Annotated in this window: 21 protein-coding genes; 8 read left to right on the top strand and 13 right to left on the bottom strand. The window is 74.0% G+C overall.

Going from position 1 to position 18,639, the window contains the following annotated elements; translation table 11 throughout:
- A complete protein-coding gene (locus BM290_RS24450) occupies positions 1-1,287 on the top strand; it encodes a lipopolysaccharide biosynthesis protein (protein ID WP_093617903.1) in 1,287 nt (428 codons plus the stop codon).
- Positions 1,284-2,477, top strand: a complete 1,194-nt coding sequence (locus tag BM290_RS24445) for an O-antigen ligase family protein (RefSeq protein WP_093617902.1) — start codon at positions 1,284-1,286, stop codon at positions 2,475-2,477. The genes BM290_RS24450 and BM290_RS24445 overlap by 4 nt, the downstream gene beginning before the upstream one ends.
- Here the strand turns inward: BM290_RS24445 and BM290_RS24440 are convergent.
- Genes BM290_RS24440 through BM290_RS24425 form a run of 4 tightly spaced genes read right to left on the bottom strand, consistent with a single transcriptional unit; the run spans position 2,399 to position 6,069 of the window.
- Complete coding sequence (locus BM290_RS24440) at positions 2,399-3,667, bottom strand: glycosyltransferase family 4 protein (protein WP_239143655.1); 1,269 nt, start codon at positions 3,665-3,667, stop codon at positions 2,399-2,401. The two genes, BM290_RS24445 and BM290_RS24440, sit on opposite strands and share 79 nt — an antisense overlap.
- Before the next feature lie 11 nt (positions 3,668-3,678).
- Positions 3,679-4,314, bottom strand: a complete 636-nt coding sequence (locus tag BM290_RS24435) for a NeuD/PglB/VioB family sugar acetyltransferase (protein ID WP_093617900.1) — start codon at positions 4,312-4,314, stop codon at positions 3,679-3,681.
- On the bottom strand, positions 4,307-4,906 hold the full coding sequence (locus tag BM290_RS24430) for a sugar transferase (protein ID WP_093618476.1): 600 nt from the start codon (positions 4,904-4,906) through the stop codon (positions 4,307-4,309). Before BM290_RS24430 ends, BM290_RS24435 begins: the two co-directional genes overlap by 8 nt.
- Positions 4,907-4,917: 11 nt before the next feature.
- Positions 4,918-6,069, bottom strand: a complete 1,152-nt coding sequence (locus BM290_RS24425) for a DegT/DnrJ/EryC1/StrS family aminotransferase (RefSeq protein WP_093618478.1) — start codon at positions 6,067-6,069, stop codon at positions 4,918-4,920.
- Between the two features lie 66 nt (positions 6,070-6,135).
- On the opposite strand from BM290_RS24425, the gene BM290_RS24420 reads away from it, so the two are divergent.
- Both BM290_RS24420 and BM290_RS48575 read left to right on the top strand, forming a co-directional pair.
- Positions 6,136-6,912: a 2-phosphosulfolactate phosphatase gene (locus BM290_RS24420; RefSeq protein ID WP_239143656.1), complete on the top strand. Its 777-nt coding sequence runs from the start codon at positions 6,136-6,138 to the stop codon at positions 6,910-6,912.
- Between the two features lie 73 nt (positions 6,913-6,985).
- On the top strand, positions 6,986-7,147 hold the full coding sequence (locus BM290_RS48575) for a hypothetical protein (protein ID WP_177319879.1): 162 nt from the start codon (positions 6,986-6,988) through the stop codon (positions 7,145-7,147).
- Positions 7,148-7,282: 135 nt separating this feature from the next.
- Here BM290_RS48575 and BM290_RS24415 read toward each other — a convergent pair whose 3' ends face one another.
- From BM290_RS24415 to BM290_RS24385, 8 genes are read right to left on the bottom strand one after another with little or no spacing between them, the layout of a single operon-like run.
- On the bottom strand, positions 7,283-8,119 hold the full coding sequence (locus BM290_RS24415; protein WP_093617898.1) for an HAD family hydrolase: 837 nt from the start codon (positions 8,117-8,119) through the stop codon (positions 7,283-7,285).
- Entirely contained in the window at positions 8,116-9,228 is a 1,113-nt protein-coding gene (locus BM290_RS49240; RefSeq protein ID WP_203779468.1) for a cysteine protease StiP family protein, read from the bottom strand. The genes BM290_RS24415 and BM290_RS49240 overlap by 4 nt, the downstream gene beginning before the upstream one ends.
- Positions 9,225-10,421, bottom strand: a complete 1,197-nt coding sequence (locus BM290_RS49235; RefSeq protein WP_203779469.1) for a phosphoribosyltransferase family protein — start codon at positions 10,419-10,421, stop codon at positions 9,225-9,227. Before BM290_RS49235 ends, BM290_RS49240 begins: the two co-directional genes overlap by 4 nt.
- Positions 10,418-11,569 carry an HpcH/HpaI aldolase/citrate lyase family protein gene (locus BM290_RS24405; RefSeq protein ID WP_093617896.1) on the bottom strand — a complete coding sequence of 384 codons (1,152 nt, stop codon included), beginning with the start codon at positions 11,567-11,569 and terminating at the stop codon, positions 10,418-10,420. The genes BM290_RS49235 and BM290_RS24405 overlap by 4 nt, the downstream gene beginning before the upstream one ends.
- Positions 11,570-11,614: 45 nt before the next feature.
- Positions 11,615-12,295 carry a TerD family protein gene (locus BM290_RS24400; protein ID WP_093617894.1) on the bottom strand — a complete coding sequence of 227 codons (681 nt, stop codon included), beginning with the start codon at positions 12,293-12,295 and terminating at the stop codon, positions 11,615-11,617.
- 6 nt (positions 12,296-12,301) lie between these two features.
- Positions 12,302-12,886 carry a TerD family protein gene (locus BM290_RS24395; RefSeq protein WP_093617892.1) on the bottom strand — a complete coding sequence of 195 codons (585 nt, stop codon included), beginning with the start codon at positions 12,884-12,886 and terminating at the stop codon, positions 12,302-12,304.
- Positions 12,887-12,905: 19 nt separating this feature from the next.
- A complete protein-coding gene (locus tag BM290_RS24390; RefSeq protein ID WP_093617890.1) occupies positions 12,906-13,487 on the bottom strand; it encodes a TerD family protein in 582 nt (193 codons plus the stop codon).
- An 11-nt stretch (positions 13,488-13,498) separates the two neighbouring features.
- Positions 13,499-14,635: a DUF475 domain-containing protein gene (locus tag BM290_RS24385; protein ID WP_093617888.1), complete on the bottom strand. Its 1,137-nt coding sequence runs from the start codon at positions 14,633-14,635 to the stop codon at positions 13,499-13,501.
- A gap of 119 nt (positions 14,636-14,754) precedes the next feature.
- Here BM290_RS24385 and BM290_RS24380 point away from each other — a divergent pair, with 119 nt between their 5' ends.
- The 4 genes from BM290_RS24380 to BM290_RS24365 are packed head-to-tail and all read left to right on the top strand — an operon-like array spanning position 14,755 to position 17,633.
- On the top strand, positions 14,755-15,936 hold the full coding sequence (locus BM290_RS24380; RefSeq protein ID WP_093617886.1) for a toxic anion resistance protein: 1,182 nt from the start codon (positions 14,755-14,757) through the stop codon (positions 15,934-15,936).
- A gap of 2 nt (positions 15,937-15,938) precedes the next feature.
- Positions 15,939-16,391 (top strand): hypothetical protein, encoded by a 453-nt coding sequence (locus BM290_RS24375; RefSeq protein WP_093617884.1) that lies wholly within the window; start codon positions 15,939-15,941, stop codon positions 16,389-16,391.
- Between the two features lie 16 nt (positions 16,392-16,407).
- Positions 16,408-16,962, top strand: a complete 555-nt coding sequence (locus BM290_RS24370) for a TerD family protein (RefSeq protein WP_093618472.1) — start codon at positions 16,408-16,410, stop codon at positions 16,960-16,962.
- On the top strand, positions 16,962-17,633 hold the full coding sequence (locus tag BM290_RS24365; RefSeq protein ID WP_093617882.1) for a hypothetical protein: 672 nt from the start codon (positions 16,962-16,964) through the stop codon (positions 17,631-17,633). Before BM290_RS24370 ends, BM290_RS24365 begins: the two co-directional genes overlap by 1 nt.
- A gap of 2 nt (positions 17,634-17,635) precedes the next feature.
- Here BM290_RS24365 and BM290_RS24360 read toward each other — a convergent pair whose 3' ends face one another.
- Entirely contained in the window at positions 17,636-18,613 is a 978-nt protein-coding gene (locus tag BM290_RS24360) for an aminoglycoside phosphotransferase (RefSeq protein WP_143133920.1), read from the bottom strand.
- Positions 18,614-18,639: the final 26 nt, after the last annotated feature.

Below are 18,639 nucleotides of genomic sequence, written 5' to 3'. Positions count from 1 at the left end.
ATGCCCGCCGGGGAGCGTCTGCGCCTGCGGGCCCTGCTGCGCAGCGTGCCCGCCGCGGTCCGCCGCGACTACGTCGCCACCCTGATCGTCCAGTGGTTCGTCCTCGGGATCGGGCTGCTGCTGTTCCACCTGGTCGCGCGCCGCGGCAGCGTCAGCGGCTTCGCCTACTACCAGATCGCCCGCGGCACGGTGAGCACCCTGCAGCCGATCCTGCTCCTCGGCCTCGGCGTCGGCCTGCACCGCTACCTGCCCCGCACCGAGCACACCACCCGCCGCCTCGCCCAGCAGGCGCTCGGCGTGGAGGCCGTGCTGGTCACCGCCGTCGGCCTGGCCGGGATGGCGGCCGGTGCCGGGATCGCCGCGCTGCTCGGCCTGCCCGGCGGACGGCCCGCGGTCACCGCCGCGCTGATCATGCTGGCCGGCAACTGCCTGTGCACCGTCTCGCTCGCCGCGCTGCGCGGCAACCAGCAGATCGTCGACGCGAACCTGACCATGGCGCTGGGCTTCGGGCTCTTCCCGCTCGTCGCGTTCGTGGTGGCGGACCGGATCGAGGACTTCCTGATCATCCAGGGCGCCGGGACCGCGGTGGTCGGCGTGTGGGCGACCTGGGTGGTGCGGCGGCAACCGGCCACGACCGAGAAGACCGTCGAGCCCGACGTCAGAACCCTCATCGGGTACGGCATACGTCGCATGCCCGGGGAATTCGCCCTGCCCGTCCTCTACACCTTCCCGACCTTCGCCGTCGCGGTGCTGATGCCCGGCGAACCGGAAGCCGGCTACGTCGGGTTCACCACCTCGGCCGTCACCCTGATCTGCTCGGTCTTCGCGATGCTCACCCCGGTGCTGATGCCCCGGCTGAGCCGGCTGTTCCACCGGCCCGGCGACGACCCGGGTGTCCGCCGGCTGCTGACCGTCCTGCCGCTGCTGGCCGGGGCGCTCGCCGCGGCGCCGGCCGGGCTGATCCTGCTGTTCGCCCCGGCGCTGGTGCGCGGCTTCCTCGGCCCGGAGTTCGCCGGCGCGGTTCCGGTGCTGCGCCTCGGGGTGCTCGCCGCGATCCCGCTCGCGATGTTCTACGCCGCCCGCCCCACCATGGACACCCTGCTCGACGCGAAGTTCATGAGCCGGCTGCTGCTGGCCTGCCTGGTCCTGGAGATCCTGGCGACGGTCATCGCCGAGTCGCTCCTGACCGTCCCGCAGGCGGCGGTGGCGGGCCTGCTCGCCGCCGGGACGGCGCTCGGGCTGGACGCGGTGGGACTGGCCGCCTACGCCCTGCGCCGGCGCGGATGACCACCCGCGCGCCCGAGGCCCGTCCCGGACTGGTCGTGCTGATCGCCTTCGTGGTCACGCTCGCCGGCCGGTTCACCCTGGAACGTGTCGGCCTGGACGTCCCGGTCGTGAACGACGTACGCGTACCCCTCTTCCTGGTGTTGATCCTGTCCCTGGTCCTGGAGGCCCATCACGTCGGCTCCCGGCCGGTCGAGGGCGGCCAGGCCCTGCTCGGCATCCTGGCGCTGATCGGGTACCAGGCGCTGTCGGTGCTCTGGGTGCCGCCCGGCGCGGTGACCGGCCCGATGCTCGGCGACCTGCTCGCCATCACCGGGCTGCTCGTCGTCTACTTCAACCTGGCCGCCTGGGACCGCGACCGGGTGACCGCCACCACCCTGAAACTGTTCCACGTCACCGCCTGGATCTACTTCCTGGCCGCCGCGTCCGGCCGCGGCCACCAGGCGAACGGGCGCTGGGCGGCGCTCGGCGGCGGCCCCAACGTCTTCATCCGCATCATGATCCTCGGCATGATCACCTCCCTCTACCTGTACCTGCGCAGCGGCGAGAAGGTGATCTGGCTGGCGCCGATCCCGGCGTTCCTGTTCGGTGCGATCGCCTCCGGCTCCCGGGGCGGCATCGTGGCGCTCGCGATCACCGTCACCGTGGCGCTGCTCGCCATCCGGCCCCGGATCGACTTCGAGCGGATCGCCAAACCGCTCGCGCTGGTCGCCGTGCTCGGCACGATCCTGGTGATCACCGCCGGCCCGTCGATCGCCGGGTACGTCCAGTCCCGGTTCGTCGAGGCGACCCTGGGGCAGGGGTACGCGTCGTCGCGTGACGTGCTGTTCCAGATGGCTCTCGGGATCTTCCTGCAACGCCCGATCCTCGGCACCGGCCTGAACGGCTTCCACACCGTCACCGACCTCGGCTTCGGTGAGCGGTACGTGCACAACCTGCCCCTGTCGATCGCCGCCGAGGGCGGAGCCGTGGGGCTGGCGCTGCTGGTGGCGGCGTGGGCCGGCCTGTGGCGCGCGTACGTCGCGGTCCCACCCGCCGAGCGCAGCCTGGAGGCCCGGGTCGCGGCCTACTGCGGCATCTTCGTCGGCGCGGCCGGCCTGTTCTCCGGCGACTACTACGACGCCCGGCTGATGTGGATCCTGCTCCTGCTCGCCGCGGTGCGCCCGGCGCCGGCGCCGGTCCTCGCCCGCTGAGCCGCCCCGGTCAGCACCCGCGCGAAGTCCTTGAACAACAGGTCCCGGTCGAAACGGTCACGGGCCAGGGCGTACGCCGCCGCCCGCGCCCGCCGCCCGGCCGCCGGGTCACGCAGGAACGCCGCCACCGCCCCGGCCGCCGCCGCGGTGTCGTGGGCCGGCAGCACCAGCCCGGCGCCGTGCTCGCCGATCAGGTCGGCGATCCAGCCGTCATGGTTGACCGCCACCGGCCGGCCCGCGGCGAACGCGTCGAACACCTTGTTCGGCGAGTTGGCGCCCAGTTCGGGGACGTCAGCGAACACCGAGGCGGCCAGGTCGCACGCGCCGAAGAACGCCACCACCTCGGCCTTGCTCACCGGGCCCAGCAGGAACAGGTTGCGGTCCAGTACGCCCAGCTCGGCGGCCAGGTTCCGGAGGCTGTCGCGCATCCGGCCGTCGCCGAGGATCGCGACGCACACCCCGGGGTCGGTGTCGGCCAGGCGGGCCGCCATCCGGACCAGGTAGTCCACGCCGTTGGCCAGGCCGAGCGTGCCCGCGTAGAGGACCAGCGGCCGGTCGCCGAGCCACGGGGTGTCCCGGCGCAGCCGCTCGCCCGCCTCGCCGGCGCCGGCGAACAGGTCACGGTCACAGCTGTTCGGCACCACGGTCACCGGCACACGCGGGAAGCGGCGGCGGATGCTGGTGGCCATCCCCGGCGACAGGGCGATGACCTGCGCGGAGCGGCGGTACGCCCACGCCTCCAGTCGCCGGGCGGCCCAGCGGCTCACCGGCGACCGCAGCGCGCCCATCGCGATCGGCAGCTCCGGCCACACGTCGCGCACCTCCAGCACCATCGGCGCCCGGCGGCGCAGCGCGGCCCACGCGCCGGGGACCGCCACCGTCAGGGGGGTGCTGGTCGCGAACACCAGATCGTGCCGCAGACGCCCGGCCACCAGCGCCGACCGGCCGACGAACCCGAGGAACGCCAGGATCCGGCGACGGTACGACATCGCGTTGTCGTACGGCACCGGCAGCCAGTGCACGACGATCCCGGCCTCGGTGGTGACCCGGGCCCGGCGGGCGTGCGGGTCGCCGGTGATCAGGTGCACCTGGTGGCCGCGCTCGACCAGCCGGCGCGCGAACTCGTACGACCGGGTGCCACCGGACATCGACGGCGTCTTGAAGTACTGATGGATGTAGGTGATCCGCACCAGAGCCTCCTCTACCTCGCCGGCACGCCCTTGACGACCCGGCCGGCGGCGACGTCACGGACCACGCAGGCGCCCGCGCCGACCGTCGCGCCGGCGCCCACCGACCGGCCCTGGAGCACCGACGCCGTGGTGCCGACCAGCGCGGCCCGGCCCAGCACACAGTTGCCGGACACCGCCGCGAGCGGGTTGACCTGCACGAAGTCGGCCAGCACCGCGTCGTGGCCGACCGTCGCGTTCTGATTGAGATGTACGTGCCTGCCCAGCGTCACGTTCGTGGTGACCCGGGCGCCGGCGAACATCACCACACCCTCGGCGAGACGGTTGTCCGGGCCGACCGTCGCCGCCGGATGCACCAGCGTCGCTGCCGGACGGCCGACGGGGTCGAGGCGGGCGGCGACCGCGGCGCGGATCCGGGGGTCACCGATGCCGATGACGAGGTACGCGTCCAGCTCCGCCACCATCTCCACCGGCCCGAGCCAGGCCGTGCCCAGCCGGTCCAGGGCGCTCAGGTTCGGCCCGGCCGGCGCGTCGTCCAGGAAACCCAGCACCTTCCACGGATCGCCGGTGCTCGCGTTGACCGCCGCGACGATCCCGAGGATCTCCCGGCCGTGGCCCCCGCAGCCGACGATGACGAGCGGCTCAGCCACCGGCCGCCGCCGACCCGGTGAACTGCGGCATCGTCACCGACCCCGGCGCGGCGATGCCCACCCGCCGCAGCAGCACCAGCGCGGTCCGGGCACAGATGCGCAGGTTGAGGCCGAGCGACCGGTGATCCACGTACCAGGTGTCCAGCGCCAGCCGGTCCTCCCAGCTCAGCAGGTTCCGCCCGCTCACCTGGGCCAGGCCGGTGACGCCCGGCCGGACCAGATGACGCCGTGCCTGCTCCGGGGTGTAGAGGTCGAGGTAGTGCATCAGCAGCGGGCGCGGCCCGACCAGGCTCATGTCGCCGCGCAGCACGTTCCACAGCGTCGGCAGCTCGTCCAGGCTGGCCGCCCGCAGCGCCCGGCCCAGACCGGTCATCCGGTCCGCGTCGCTGACCAGGCCACGCTGCTCGTCGACGTCGCGCATGGTGCGGAACTTGACCAGCGTGAACGGCTTCCCGTGCCACCCCGGCCGCTGCTGGCGGAACAGCACCGGCCGGCCCAGCCGGCGGGCGATCAGCACCGCGACCCCGGCCATCACCGGGGCGGTCACCACCAGCAGGCCCCCGGCGACGGCCACGTCGATCACGCGTTGCACCCGGTCACCTTTCACCGCCGTACCCCCAGAAAGGTGTTGATCTCGTCGAGCACCCGGCGGATCTGGTCGTCGCCGAGCACCGAACCGCCCGGCAGCACCAGCCCGTTCGTGAACAGGTCCTCGGCGGCGCCGGTGAGGAAGGCGCGGGCGCCCGCGTGCAGCGGCTGCAGGTGCATCGGCTTGAAGACCGGGCGGGTCTCCACGTCCCGCGCCCGCAGGTGGGCGGCCAGGTCCCGCGCGCGCCAGCCGGTCCGCCGCGGGTCCACGACGACAGTGGTCAGCCAGCAGTTGCCCGGCTCGCCGGTGGCGAGCAGGCGCACCCCGTCGACCGCGGCGAACACCCCGGCGTACGCCGCCCGCACCGCCCGCCGCCGCTCGATCATCGCGTCCAGGCGGCACAGCTGCGCCCGGCCCAGCGCGGCCAGCACGTTGCTGAGCCGGTAGTTGTAGCCGACCTCGGCGTGCTCGTAGTGCTCCGCCGGCAGCCGCGCCTGCCCGGCCAGATAGCGCGCCCGGTCGGCCAGCCCGGTGTCCGCGGTGACCAGCATGCCGCCACCCGACGTCGTCATGATCTTGTTGCCGTTGAAGGAGAACGCCGCCGCCCGCCCGAACGACCCGGCCGGCCGCCCGTCGTGTTCCGCCCCCAGCGACTCCGCGGCGTCCTCGACCACCGGGACGCCGTGCCGCTCGCACAGCGGCAGGATCCGCCGGTAGTCGGCGCACGACCCGTAGACGTCCACGGTCAGCACCGCCCGCACCCGGGCGCCCTCGGCGTCGAGCGTGGCGAGCAGGCCGGACAGCAGCTCCGGGTCGAGGTTGCCGGTCGCCGGATCACAGTCGGCGAACACCGGCGTGGCGCCGGTGTAGCGGACCGCGTTCGCGCTGGCCGCGAAGGTGAGCGTGGGAACGACCACCACGTCACCGGGCCCGGCGCCGACCCCCTCCAGCGCCAGATGCAGCGCGGCGGTGCCGGAGTTCACGGCGACCGCGTGCGGCACCCCGGCCCGGCGGGCGATCTCCGCCTCGAACAGATCCAGGTCGGGACCGGCCGGCGCGACCCAGCCGGACCGCAGCGCCGCCAGCACGTACTCCTGCTCCAGCTCGCCGATGTCGGGAGCGGACAGCAGAACGGACCGGTGGTGCTCCGTGCCGACCAGCGCCATCCCGGACTCCTTCATCCGCCTGCCGTCTCTGTTCGGCACGGGCGGCCCCGCGCTGAGCCTCCTGCGATGATCACCGGCATGGACGCCTACCTGACGCAGGGGACATACCGGGTGCGCTGTGACTGGGGCCCGCCGGGCGCGGACGCCGTCGGGCCGGGGGCGGCGATCGTCGCCGTCGTCGACGTGCTGTCCTTCACCACGGCCCTGACCGTGGCCGCCGACCGGGGCGCCGAGGTGTTCCCGTACCGCTGGCGCGACGAACGGGCCGAGACGTTCGCGGCCGAACGCGGGGCCGTCCTGGCCGTCGGCCGTTCCCAGGTGAGCCCCGGCCGCCCGGTCAGCCTGTCGCCGGCGACGATCCGCGCCGTCGCGCGCCTGGACCGCCTGGTGCTGCCGTCACCGAACGGCTCCACCGTCTCCCGCCGCCTCGCCGAGGCCGGCGCCACGGTGATCGGCGTGTCGCTGCGCAACGCGTCGGCCGCCGCTCGATGGACCGCCGGGCGGCTGCCGGACGGCGCCGCGGTGGCCGTGATCGCCTCCGGCGAACGCTGGCCGGACGGCTCGCTGCGGCCCGCGGTGGAGGATCTGTGGGGCGCCGGGGCGTTCCTGCAGGGCCTGATCGAGCAGGGTGTCACCGGGCTGTCCCCGGAGGCGGCAGCGGCGGCGGCCGCGTACCGGCACGTCGAGCCGGACGTGCGCGCCGCGCTGCTCGACTGCGTCGGCGGCCGGGAGCTGGTCTCCGGCGGCTACCGGCAGGACGTGGAGATCGCCGCCGAGCACGGCGCGAGCACGGTGGTGCCGCTGCTGTCCGGCGAGAGCTTCCGCCCGGCCCCGGCGCCGTAGCCCCCGGCCCGGGTCGGGCGACGCTCCGGAGGTGGCCGTCGCGGGTGGCCGAACCGGGATGCTCGATCCCGCGATGACCACCGTGCGCCAGCCGCTCACCGAGATGACGGTCGCCGCCACCGAGCTGGCCCTGGCCCTCGGCCGTGGCGAGACTGTCTCCCGGATCGGCATCGAGCTGGCGACCACCCTCGTCGTCCGCGACAGCGCCGCCGGCCCGGCGGCCGACCGGACGTGACCGACAAGCCGCCCGGCGGTCGCGACGCCGGCCCTCGGTGGTTCGTCGGGCGGCGGCGGTGGAGTCGGGTGGCGGGGCAGGGTCGGGCGGTTCGCCGGGCGGTGGGGGAGGAGCCCGGCGGCGGGGTCGGGCGGTTCATCGGGTGTGGCCGAGGAGCCCCGCGGCTTGCCGGACGTGGTCGAGGAGCAGCCCGGCGATCTCCTCGCCGGCCAGCACCCCGGACGCCGTGGTGACCGTGATCCGGTCGGGGCGCCAGCCGCTGTCGTGCAGCTCGCCGTGTGCCGGCCGGATCCCGGTGTCGGCTCTCGACAGCAGCTCCTCGTCGAGGCGGGAGTCGCCGGCGGCGAAGACCGGCCCGCAGTCCAGCCGCCGGCGGATCTCGGCGACCGCCGCCCACTTGGTGATCGGGCCCGGCACGCAGTACAGCTTGCGGCCCTGCACCGACACCGTCCAGCCGCGGTCGGCGCACCAGGCGGCCAGTTCGGCCAGGTGGCCGGCGGGCAGCCGGGGGCGGTCGATCACCGCGTACCAGAACAGGTCGTCGGCGACGTGTGCCCGTAGCAGCCAGGCCGGATCCGCGGCGCGGGCCAGGTGGCCGCTGACCGTGTCCAGCGTCGCGCACTCCCGGCGGACCCGGCCGGCCACCCGCCGGTGCCAGCCGGGGTCGGGGCGCCCGTCGACGAGCAGGTGCCCGCCGTTGGCGGCCACCGCGTACCGGGGCGGGCGGTCGGACAGCCGGATCCGCCGGTACTGGCCGAGGGTGCGGGTGGTGACCGGGACCAGCGGCGCGGCCCCGGCCAGGTCCTCGATCAGGCCGGCCGCCCGCCGGGTGAGGTAGCTGATCGGGCGGCCCTCGTGGACCTCGGCGACCACCAGGGGCGGGGCCTCGTGATCGGGACCGGTCAGCCCGAGGGCGGCGGCCGAGTAGATCAGGGTGCGGTCCAGGTCGCAGGCGACCAGCGGGCGGCTCATCGGGCCAGGCGCCGCACCAGGCCGACACTGCGGAACGGCAGGCCGTGCACCGTCTCCACCGGCACCCCGCGCTGGGTGGCCAGCAGGCGGACGTGGTCGACCTCGGGCCCGGCGGCGCTGTCGATCAGCACCCGCCACGGCACCCGCCGCAGCAGTACCCGGGTGGTCTCGCCGATTCCGGGTTTGACCAGGTTGAGGTCGTCGACCCGGTATTCGGCGGCGATCCGGCGGGCCACGGCCAGGCCGGTCCAGCGCGGGGCCCGGTCGGTGGCCGCCAGCTTCGGCCAGTCCTCGGCGACCGCCGCGGACACCGCCCCGAACCGGGCGCTGACCGTGTCCAGGAACAGCCGGGACAGGTCGGCGCCGGCCAGTTCGGCGTAGAACTTCGCGCCGTGGAAGTCGCCCGGCCCGAGCAGGGACGGGTTGCACACGGTCCGTGACACCAGCCCGGAGACCGTGGCGTTGAGGCAGGCCGACGGGATCAGGTAGTCGTCGCGGCTGCCGTACAGGGCGGTGCAGCCACCCGGGTCGGCCAGGACGGCGAGGCGCGCGGGCACGTCGCCGTCACCGAGGGCGGCGGCGAGTTCCCGGGAGATGGCGCCCTTGCCGGTCCAGCCGTCGACGAAGACCAGGCCGGCCGGGTCGTGCCGGCGGGTCACCCAGCGCAGCGCGGCCGTGTCGAGGCCCCGGCCGCGGACGATGCTGACCGCGTAGTGCGGCAGGTCCACCCCGTGCACGGCGAGCGCCCACCGTCGCATCAGGGCGCCGATCGGGGTTCCGGCGCGGGCCAGCGACAGCAGCACCGGGCGTGCCGTGATCTGGTGCCGGACCAGTTCGGTGAGCACCCCGACGTCGTGGGCGAGCCGGGTCGCGCCGTCGCGCAGCGCCTGATGGAACAGGGCCAGGTAGTCGCCGCCGGGCTGGTACTCGATCGGCAGCGAGTCGGCGTAGTGGGCCGTCCCGGCCTGGATCGCCGCCTCACGTTCCTCGGCGGGGGCCTCCAGCGCGGCCGTGGACAGGTCGGTGAGCAGCCATCCGACCTCGTCGGCGGGGTAGCTGCCGAACCGCGGCCCGCGCAACGGCGCCGGGGGCTGCGCGGTGCGGCTCACGACGCGGCCACCCACACCCGCGGGCTGACCGCGCCGAGCGCCCGGACCAGCCCGTCCACCCGGGCGGCCGGCTGATCCGTCATCAGCAGCACGGCGTCGGCGCCGAGCCCGCCCAGGTTGTACGCGAACCGGGTGCCGGGCTCCCCGGCGGCCGGAAACCGGATGGCGTCGCGCAGCGCGTAGCCGGGGTCGTCGACGGTGATCGCCGGGGACCGGGTGGTGCTGGCGAACCACACCCGGGCGCCCCCGCCGGTCAGCGCCGCGGCCAGGCGCAGCGGCACGTACATGTGCTCCTCGGCGCCGAGCACGAGCAGTCGCCGGGCGGGCGGCACCGCGCCGGCCAGCCGGGGCAGCGCGGCGTCCAGGCGGCGCCGGTCGGCGGGGTGGAACCCGTGCCGGGCCGAGGGCGGCGGGCCGGCCGGCCACGGCAGCGCCAGGTGGGTCACCTCGGGCGCGGCCGGCGGCGTCAGCGGCGGTGTGCCGTGCCGGGCGCCGAGGTCGCGCCCGCGGTCGAGGACGCCGGCGGGCAGCGTGACCCGGGCGCGGGCGGTCGCCACCAGGGTGATGTCGGCGCCGAGCTCCGCCGACAGGGCCTGCCAGCGGGCCGGGCCGGCGGTGTCCAGCAGGGCGGCGACCACGTAGTGGCGGCGCGGGCTCAGCCGGTGCAGGACGCGGATCGCGTCGGCGACGGTCGCGCCGGTGCTGATCTCGTCGTCGACCAGGACCACCGGCGCGCCGTCGCACAGCAGCGCCGGATCGTGGGGGACCAGCAGGTGGCGGGTGGCGTGCGAGTGCCGTTCGGTGAACTCGGCCGCCGGGACCGTGCCGGGCTGGTCGCGGCGGGTCGAGTGCAGGCAGACCGCCTCGCCGAGCACGTCGGCGACACAGTGCCCGAGCGCGGTGGCGGTCTCCGCGAGGCCGATCACCAGGGGCCGTCCGGGCACGCCGCGGCGGCGCAGACAGCGGCGGACCTGATGCCCCAGCCGCCGCCCGGCGGTCAGCACCGCCCGCGGATCGGCCGGTACGTGTTTGCCCAGCACGGGGGAGACGAGCAGGTGGGCCCGCCGGGGGTTGTCGCGTAACGCGAGCCCGGCGAGCAGCCGGGTGGCGGCGCCGCCGCCGACGGTGACGCCGAGCCGTTCGCTCACCCACGAGCCGGTCCACACGGCCCGGCCGACGGCGGCCGCCCTCACGGCGCCGATCCCGCGATGAGCAGGTCCACCGCGCCGACACCCTCGGCGGCCACCCCGAACACCTCGGCGCGGCGCAGGGTCCGTTCGGCCCACGCGCGGTGCGGTTTCGACTCGTTCATCTTGTTGCCGTACGCGGAGGCGCGAACCCCGCCGTGGGCGCGGGTGGCGAGGACGTCGCGGGCGTCGGCGAACTCCTCGGCCGACACCACCATCAGCGCGTGCACCACCGGCACATGGGTGGGGTGGATGACGGTCTTGCCGGTCAGCCCGTTCGCCTGGTCGAGCAGCACTTCGCGCAGCAGCCCGTCCAGGTCGGCCGAGATCAGCTCGCGGCGCAGCCCGGTGGCGTTGAGCACGTCGAACGGCGACTGCCGCAGCTGCGGTTTGAACAGCCGCCCGGTGCCGCCGAAGTGCTCCCAGACCGGGCCGGTGACGATCCGGCCGGTGCCGTCGGCGCGGGCGAAGACGTTCACGATCGCGGTGATCGCCTCGGCCACCACCCGCACGTCGTAGACGGTCAGCCCCCGCGTGCGGCGCAGGCCGTAGGCGGCGGCCAGGTCGGTGGCGCCGACCCGGACCGCCAGGACCGTGCCCGGGTACTTGTCGACCAGCCGCCGGACCGCGAGCAGCTCGGCGTCCCGCGACTCGCGGTGGATCACGTCGGCGGACTCCAGGACCGGCATGCCGTACCACGGCCCGTGCCCGGCCGGGGCCGCGGTGAGCGCCTCCAGGTACGCGGCGCCGGTCAGCTCGGTGAACTTCGGCAGCACGAAGCCGGTCAGCGCGGGCGCCCGGCCGGCGAGCCGCGCGGCGATCGCGGTGATCTGCTCGGGCCGGCGCACCCGGACGAAGGTCAGCGGGGCGGTGTCGGCGGCCAGGTCCCGCAGGTGCGCGACGACGTTCTCCTCGGCCGCGGCGACCTCGTCGTCGTCGACCGCGTCCTCCAGGCAGAGCACCGCGCTGACCGCACCGCGCGCCGCGGCCCGGCGCAGGTCGTCGGCGAGCCTCGGCCGGGTCCCCGGCATGTAGAGGGTGGCGCCGAGCGCCAGGGCCAGCACCTCGGTCCCGGACGACCGGTCGAAGGGGACCGGCTCCCGTGAGAACAGCCGCCCGCGTACCGCGGGCGCAAGATGGGCGAAGTGCCGCATACCGCAATTAATTCATGCGAACCACTCGTACGAGGTGGGATCGCCTCACTTGCTCCCGGCCTCCCAGCGCATTCCCCACCCGTACGTCTCATCGAGTTTGCGGTGTCCGCCCGTGATGTATCTGACCTCGCGCCGCACCGACAGGTCGGAGCCGGTGTTCTCGATCATCACGATGGCGCACATCGAGGCCCGGTCGTCGGCGTCGTCGAGCAGCACCTCGATCTGCGGGCCGCTCGCCGGGTGGACGGTGACGACCCCGTTCGCGGCCGCCCAGTTCGGCACCCCCTCGTAGATGAAGGTGAAGACCAGGATCCGGCGGATCGCGTCGGTTCTCGTCAGGTCGACATACAGGTTCTCGCCCTGGCTGACCGAGCCGGAGCGGTCGTCACCGTCGAGGCGGCAGATCGGATCCCGGCTGTACGAGTTGCGGTCCCGGAACGCGCCGCCCAGCGCCTGCACCACACCCTTCTGGCCGTCGGCGTACTCGTACAGGCAGGCCAGGTCCAGGTCGATGCCGGGCTGCGACTTGCGGAACATGCCGCCGCCGGTCGGCGGCCGGGCGTTCCAGTTGAGGTTGACCCGCAGCGTCCCGCTCGCCGAGCCCTGCTTGGTCAGCGACACGGTCGGCGCCGCCTTGGTGAGGCTGACCTTCGTCAGGGTCACGCCACCGCCGGCCGGGCCCGGGTCCGGCGGTGGCTTGGGCCGTTTCGTGTAGTCGATCGGCATCGTCGATCACGCCACGTTGACGCCGTAGTCCATGGCGATGCCCCGCAGCCCGGACGCGTAGCCCTGCCCGACCGCCCGGAACTTCCACTCCGGGCCGTTGCGGTACACCTCGCCGAAGACCATGGCGGTCTCGGTCGACGCGTCCTCGGACAGGTCGTAGCGGGCCAGCTCCCGGCCGTCGGCCTGGTTGATCACCCGGATGAACGCGTTGCGGACCTGCCCGAACGACTGGCCGCGCTGGTCGGCCTCGTAGATCGAGACGTTGAAGACCACCTTGTCGCACTGGGGCGGCAGCTCGGACAGCCGCAGGTTGATCTGCTCGTCGTCACCGTCACCCGCGCCGGTCAGGTTGTCGCCGGTGTGCTGGACCAGCCCGTCCGGCGTCGCCAGGTTGCCGAAGAACACGAAGTGCTGGTCGGAGATGACCTTCCCGTTCGGGTCGGCGACGATCGCGCTGGCGTCGAGGTCGAAGTCGGTGCCGGTGGTGGTACGCACGTCCCAGCCCAGGCCCACGGTCACCGCGGAGAGTCCACCCGGCCCGGCCTGCTTGGTCAGCGAGACGTTCCCGCCCTTGGTAAGGCTGACTGACATGTTTGCCTCCGATCGAGTTCTACAGATGTGGAGAGATCAGGGGAATGAGGTCGTTGAAGGTCCGCCCGGACGCCGGGGCGCCGATCGCGGTCATCGCCCAGCCGTCGCCGCCGCGGGTCACCTTCGACATGATCTGGGCGGTGTGCGTGCCGCTGCCGGACAGCTCGTAGCGGGCCAGCTCCCGGGCGGCCCGCTCGTCCACGAGGCGGCAGAACGCGTTCTGGATCTGGCTGAAGTTCTGGCCGGTGAACGAATTCACCACGAAGACCATCTGCTGTACGGCCGGAGTGAGCCCCGCCAGGTCGACGAGGATGCTCTCGTCGTCGCCGTCCCCGGCGCCGGTCAGGTTGTCGCCGGTGTGCCGGACCGCGCCGTCCCGGCTCTTCAGCTGCCGGAACCACACCTGGTCCACCAGCTGCCCGCCACCGTCGAACATCAGGCACGACGCGTCCAGGTCGATGCTCTGATCCTTCATGCCGCCGAACAGGCCACGCTTCTTGACGGCGTCCCAGCCCAGGCCCATCCGGACGACCGACAGGCTGCCGCCACCGGCCGCTTTCTGCAGCGAGACCGTCTCGCCCTTGCGCAGACTCACACTCATTGGTCGCACTCCTAGGCGTCGATGAGAACCTTGCGGCGTTCGTCGGCGGCGGCGGCGAGCCCGCCGTGCCGGTTGCGGATCACCGACGACACCATCGCCGCGCCGATGAACGCCAGGCCGACCAGTCCGGTGATCACCTCGGGCACCTCGTGCCGGATGCTGATCAGCATGATCGCCGCGAGCGCCCCGATCGCCCAGTGCGCCCCGTGCTCCAGATAGGCGTACGAGTCGAGGCTGCCCTTGCGGACCAGGTAGATGGTGATCGACCGGATGTACATGGCGCCCACCCCGAGCCCGGCCGCGATGACGAAGATGTCCTGGCTGATCGCGAACGCGCCGATCACCCCGTCGAACGAGAACGACGCGTCCAGGACCTCCAGGTAGAGGAACAGGTAGAAGGCGGCCTTGCCGGCGACCTGGGCGGGCCGGGCGCGACCGCCGGGCTGCAGCGACTTCTCGACCGTCAGCGCGTCGCCGTGGATGCCGGCCGCCCGGTCGTCCTCTTCCGAGCCCTTCGACTCGGCCAGCGCGCCGAGTCCGTTGACCAGCAGATACGTCATGATCCCGAGGCTGCCGGCGACCATCACGGTCCCCGGCTCGGGCGCCAGGGTCTCGGCTGTGACCACCAGGACCACCAGCGCGACCACCACCGACAGCTGGTCGACCTTGCCGATCCGGGCCAGCGGCCGCTCCAGCCACGCCAGCCAGGAGACCGCCCGGTCCTCGAACACGAAGTCGAGGAAGAGCATCAGCAGGAACGTGCCGCCGTACGCCGCGATGCTGGGGTGGGCGTGGTGCAGCAGCGCCGCATAGGTGCCCGGCTGTTCCGGCGGCCCGCCCGCCAGCGCCAGCCGGATCACCTCCACCGGCCCGACCTGCGCGGTGACCCCGACCAGCAGCAGCGGGAACACCAGCCGCATGCCGAAGACCGCGATCACGATGCCCACGGTCAGGAAGAGCCGCTGCCAGTACGCGTTCATCCGCTCCAGCACTGTCGCGTTGACCACCGCGTTGTCGAACGACACCGAGATCTCCAGCACGCACAGGATGGCCACCAGCGCCAGCGCCCGCGGTCCGCCGAGGATCAGCGCGCCCGCCAGCGCGGCGAGCGTGATCGCGAAGGACCAGCCGAACACTCGGATAACCACGATGTCGAACGCTAGTGGCGGCGGTGCACGGGTGGCCCGGATTCGTCGTTCCGGCACCAGGCCCCCGCGGCTGTAGAACGATGAGGCCGTTCACCTCCCGCGCCCGAGAGAGATCCCGGATGTCCAGCCTCGATCTCGGCCCACCGACCGAGCCCCTCGTCCTGACCCCGCCGGCCGCCGTCGTCGAGGTTACCCAGCAGCAGGCGGCCGCCGCCGTCCCGCTGCCCGCGCCCCGGCAGACCGAGCTGCAACAGCGCGCCGGAACCTTCGCCGACGAACTCGCGGCGCTGGATTTCCGGTCGCCGGAGTTCACCCAGAAGGTCGCGTCGATCACCGGCATGGGTGAACAGGACATGCGGGCCGCCGCGACCGCCGCCAACCGGATGCTCGACCGCCCGGCCGCCGCGCTCGGCAAAGGCGGTGGCGACGCCCAGACCCGGGTCGCCGGCACCCTCGCCGACCTGCGCGTGAAGATCACCGAACTGGACCCGAAACGCGCCGACCTCACCGGCGTCAAGAAGGTCCTCAAGTGGCTTCCCGGCGGCAGCCGGATCGACAGGTACTTCGCCCGCTACCAGTCGGCGCAGACCCAGCTCGACGCGATCATCCGGGCCCTCGCCTCCGGCCAGGACGAGCTGCGCAAGGACAACGCCGCCATCGAGACCGAGAAGGCCAACCTGTGGGCCTCGATGGGACGGCTCGGCGAGTACAACGAGCTGGCCACCGCGCTCGACGCCGCCCTCACCGAGAAGGCCGCCGCCCTCGAAGCCATCGGCCGTACCGAGGACGCCGCGACGCTGACCTCGGACGCGGTTTTCGCCATCCGGCAGCGGCGGCAGGACATCATGACCCAGATGGCCGTCAGCGTGCAGGGATACCTGGCGCTCGACCTGATCCGCAAGAACAACCTCGAACTGATCAAAGGGGTCGACCGGTCGCAGACCACCACCGTCGCGGCGCTGCGGATCGCCGTCATCGTCTCGCAGGCGCTGTCCACCCAGAAACTGGTCCTCGACCAGATCAACGCGCTCAACGACGTCACCTCCCAGCTGATCGAGGCCACCTCCCAGCAGCTGCGGACCCAGGGCGCGGCGATCCACGAGAACGCGGCGTCGGCCACCGTCGACGTGGACCGGCTCCAGGCCGCCTTCGACAACGTCTTCGCCACCATGGACGCCGTCGACACGTTCCGGGCGCAGGCCGTCGAGTCGATGGCCCAGACCGTGCACGCCCTCGAGGGACAGATCCAGCGGGCCCAGCCCTACCTGGAACGGGCCCGCCGGAACGAGGGCGGCGGTTAGCCGTGCGCTGGTTCCGCCGCCCCGGCCCGCCGGACGTCCCGCGGCGGCCCGACCCGGCGGCGATGGTCGACGACCTCGACCGGTTCATCAACCGCAGCAGCGGCGGGCTCCCCGGCTGGGCGGTCGTGGAGGCCCGCTGGATCACCGACACGCTGCGGGCGGTCCTGGCCACCCCGCCGGTGGAGGTCACCACCGAGATCCTGGTCACCGGCACCGCCGGCGACTACCTGCCGACCACGCTGCGCGGCTACCTCGCCGTCGGCGACGACCTGCGCGACCGGCCCCGCGCCGACGGGCGGACCCCCGATCAGCATCTGCGGCGCCAGCTCACCGACCTGCACACGGCGGTGACGACGGCGCTCGCCGCGGTCCGCGACCGGGACCTCGACGCCATGTCGACGCAGAGCAGCTTCCTGCGTACCAAGTTCACCCGCTCCGACCTGGACCTCCCGTGATCGTCCCGTGGCCGTGATGAAGCGCGGCGCGAACGCGCCGCTGACCCGGGAGAACCCCGGCCTGACCGGCGTCGTCGCCGGCATCCGGGCCGACGCCGGCGCGGAGACCGTGCTCACCGACAACCTGGTGGTCGCGGCGATCCTCTGCGGCCCCGATCGCAAGGTCGTCTCCGACGAGCACTTCGTCTTCTTCAACCAGCTGGCCACCCCCGACATGTCGGTGCAGCGGATCGAGGAGGCCCTCGGCGCCGACCGCGACCAGATCGAGATCGACCTGCACGCCGTGCCCGACCCGGTCGCCTCCATCGTGTTCGTCATGTACGTCAACGACGGCCTCAGCCGGGGACGCAGCCTCGGCCGGCTGCGGCGCTGCGAGATCCGGGTGCTCGACCTGGCCACCGGCGCCGAGCTGATCCGCTCCGAGGACCTCGCCGGCGCCCTCACCGCCGAGACCGGCCTGGCGCTCGGCGAGCTCTACCGTCACCAGCGGGACTGGAAGTTCCGGGTGCTGGGCGACGGGTACGCCGAGGGCATCCTCGGGCTGGCCCGCGACTACGGGCTGACCCTGTGATGTACGGCCCGCCCCGCACCGACCTGCCGTACCTGCGTCACCGCCGCCGCCCGCCACGGGCCGAACCGCCGCCCGCCCCGGTGAAACGGCCGGCCGCCGCCCGCCGCCGGCTCGCCCCGGTCCGCCGCACCACACCGGACCAGCCGGTGATGCTCACCCCCGCGATGCCCACCGCGGTCCTCACCCGTGTCCAGTCCGGGGTCGGCAGGCTGGAGGCCGTCGTCCACTGGTCGCAACCCGCGGCCGGCTGGCTGATCGTCGCCTGCCAGACCAGCGACCGGGTCCAGCACGTGCTCACCCCGGCCGACGCGCCACTGGCGACGGCCGGCGGCCTGCGCGCCGACCACCGCGGCGACACCCCGCGCCTGCTCGTCGACCTGCTGCACATCGGCCGCCTCGACCGGCTGCTGCTCGCCGTCACCCCGAACGGGCCGCCCCGGCCGCTGGAGGGCGCGCTGACGATCAGCACCTACGGCGGCGGCCGCGCCGGCATCCCGGTCGCGGTTGCGCCGTCACCGGGCGTCGCGGTCCTGGCGACCCTCTTCAACGTGCACGGTGAGCTGGTCATCCGGGCCGAGCACGACCCGGTCGGCGGCACCCTGCAGGACGCCTGCCGCGCCTACGGATACGACCGGATCACCTGGCGCGACGCCCACACGCCGCTGCGCTGACGTCACCGCGACAGGCGGGTCGCCAGCCACGACGCACACGCCGAGCCCTGGGCGCGCTGGAGGGCACGCAGGCCCGGCGCGTGCGGCAGGTCCGGGCGGTGCCCGGCGTTGAACCAGTACCCGAGCAGGCCGGTGAGCAGCACGTTCACCTCGTGGGCGGGGGCGCCGGCCCACACCGAGGCGGCCAGGATCGGCTCCGGGTCGAGGCCGTCCCGGATCAGGTCGGGCATCAGCAGCACCAGGTCGGCCCAGCCCGGCGCGGTCCAGCGGTGCGTCCAGTCGAGCAGGCGCAGCCGGCCGTCCGTGCCCCGGATCAGGTTGTCCCGGCGCACGTCACCGTGGTGCAGATGACCGTGGTGCAGATGACCGTGGTGTAGATGGCCGTGGCGCCGGTGGCCGCCCTCGGCCAGCAGCGGCCAGCCGGCCTCCAGCGCGGCGAGCCGCACCGGGTCGAGGCCGGACCACACCGGCGTCCCGGCGAGGTGATCGACCTCCGGTCCGGGCCGCCCGCCGGACACGAGGGCCTGGAACGTCCCGATCCGGCCGGCGAAGGCGTGCGGGAACGGCACGGTCCCCGGCACCCGGCACGGCCGGGTGGCGGCGGCCAGACGGGCGGCCAGATCGAGCACGGCGGGCACGTCCCGTGACGACCACCGCCCGACGTGCCCGCCCGGCAGCCGGGCCCACGCCACGACCCGCCACGCGCCGCACGCCAGGGACGCCAAGACTGGCGGCGCCAGCGAACGGTCGGTCAGGGCGGCGTCGCAGTCGACGGCGTTGCGCAGGCCCTCGTGCAGGCCCGGGTCGTCACTCGCCTTGACGAACACCTCCCGCCCGTCGGCGAGCGCCACCACCGACGCGACGGCCGGCGTGAACCCGGCGGCGGCCGGGACCTCCCGCGCCACCGCCGACCCCAGGGCGGCGCCGAGAGCCGCGACGACCTCCGCCGGAGCGTCCAGCAGCCGCGGACGTGTCGACATGCGCCGGAACATACCGCAGCACGGTC

Source organism: Actinoplanes philippinensis, from assembly GCF_900113015.1.
Classification (GTDB): Bacteria; Actinomycetota; Actinomycetes; order Mycobacteriales; family Micromonosporaceae; genus Actinoplanes; species Actinoplanes philippinensis.
The sequence above is the reverse complement of the archived record's forward strand: the minus strand, read 5'-3'. Positions and strand labels throughout refer to the sequence as shown.

Excerpts from the sequence above, each read along its gene's own strand:
- BM290_RS24445 (WP_093617902.1), top strand. The coding sequence starts at position 1,284 with ATGACCACCCGCGCGCCCGAGGCCCGTCCCGGACTGGTCGTGCTGATC.
- BM290_RS24400 (WP_093617894.1), bottom strand. The coding sequence starts at position 12,295 with ATGCCGATCGACTACACGAAACGGCCCAAGCCACCGCCGGACCCGGGC.
- BM290_RS48575 (WP_177319879.1), top strand. The coding sequence starts at position 6,986 with ATGACCACCGTGCGCCAGCCGCTCACCGAGATGACGGTCGCCGCCACC.
- BM290_RS24380 (WP_093617886.1), top strand. The coding sequence starts at position 14,755 with ATGTCCAGCCTCGATCTCGGCCCACCGACCGAGCCCCTCGTCCTGACC.
- BM290_RS24395 (WP_093617892.1), bottom strand. The coding sequence starts at position 12,886 with ATGTCAGTCAGCCTTACCAAGGGCGGGAACGTCTCGCTGACCAAGCAG.
- BM290_RS24370 (WP_093618472.1), top strand. The coding sequence starts at position 16,408 with ATGAAGCGCGGCGCGAACGCGCCGCTGACCCGGGAGAACCCCGGCCTG.
- BM290_RS24415 (WP_093617898.1), bottom strand. The coding sequence starts at position 8,119 with ATGAGCCGCCCGCTGGTCGCCTGCGACCTGGACCGCACCCTGATCTAC.
- BM290_RS24405 (WP_093617896.1), bottom strand. The coding sequence starts at position 11,569 with ATGCGGCACTTCGCCCATCTTGCGCCCGCGGTACGCGGGCGGCTGTTC.
- BM290_RS24420 (WP_239143656.1), top strand. The coding sequence starts at position 6,136 with ATGATCACCGGCATGGACGCCTACCTGACGCAGGGGACATACCGGGTG.
- BM290_RS24390 (WP_093617890.1), bottom strand. The coding sequence starts at position 13,487 with ATGAGTGTGAGTCTGCGCAAGGGCGAGACGGTCTCGCTGCAGAAAGCG.
- BM290_RS24425 (WP_093618478.1), bottom strand. The coding sequence starts at position 6,069 with ATGGCGCTGGTCGGCACGGAGCACCACCGGTCCGTTCTGCTGTCCGCT.
- BM290_RS24360 (WP_143133920.1), bottom strand. The coding sequence starts at position 18,613 with ATGTCGACACGTCCGCGGCTGCTGGACGCTCCGGCGGAGGTCGTCGCG.
- BM290_RS24365 (WP_093617882.1), top strand. The coding sequence starts at position 16,962 with ATGTACGGCCCGCCCCGCACCGACCTGCCGTACCTGCGTCACCGCCGC.
- BM290_RS24450 (WP_093617903.1), top strand. The coding sequence starts at position 1 with ATGCCCGCCGGGGAGCGTCTGCGCCTGCGGGCCCTGCTGCGCAGCGTG.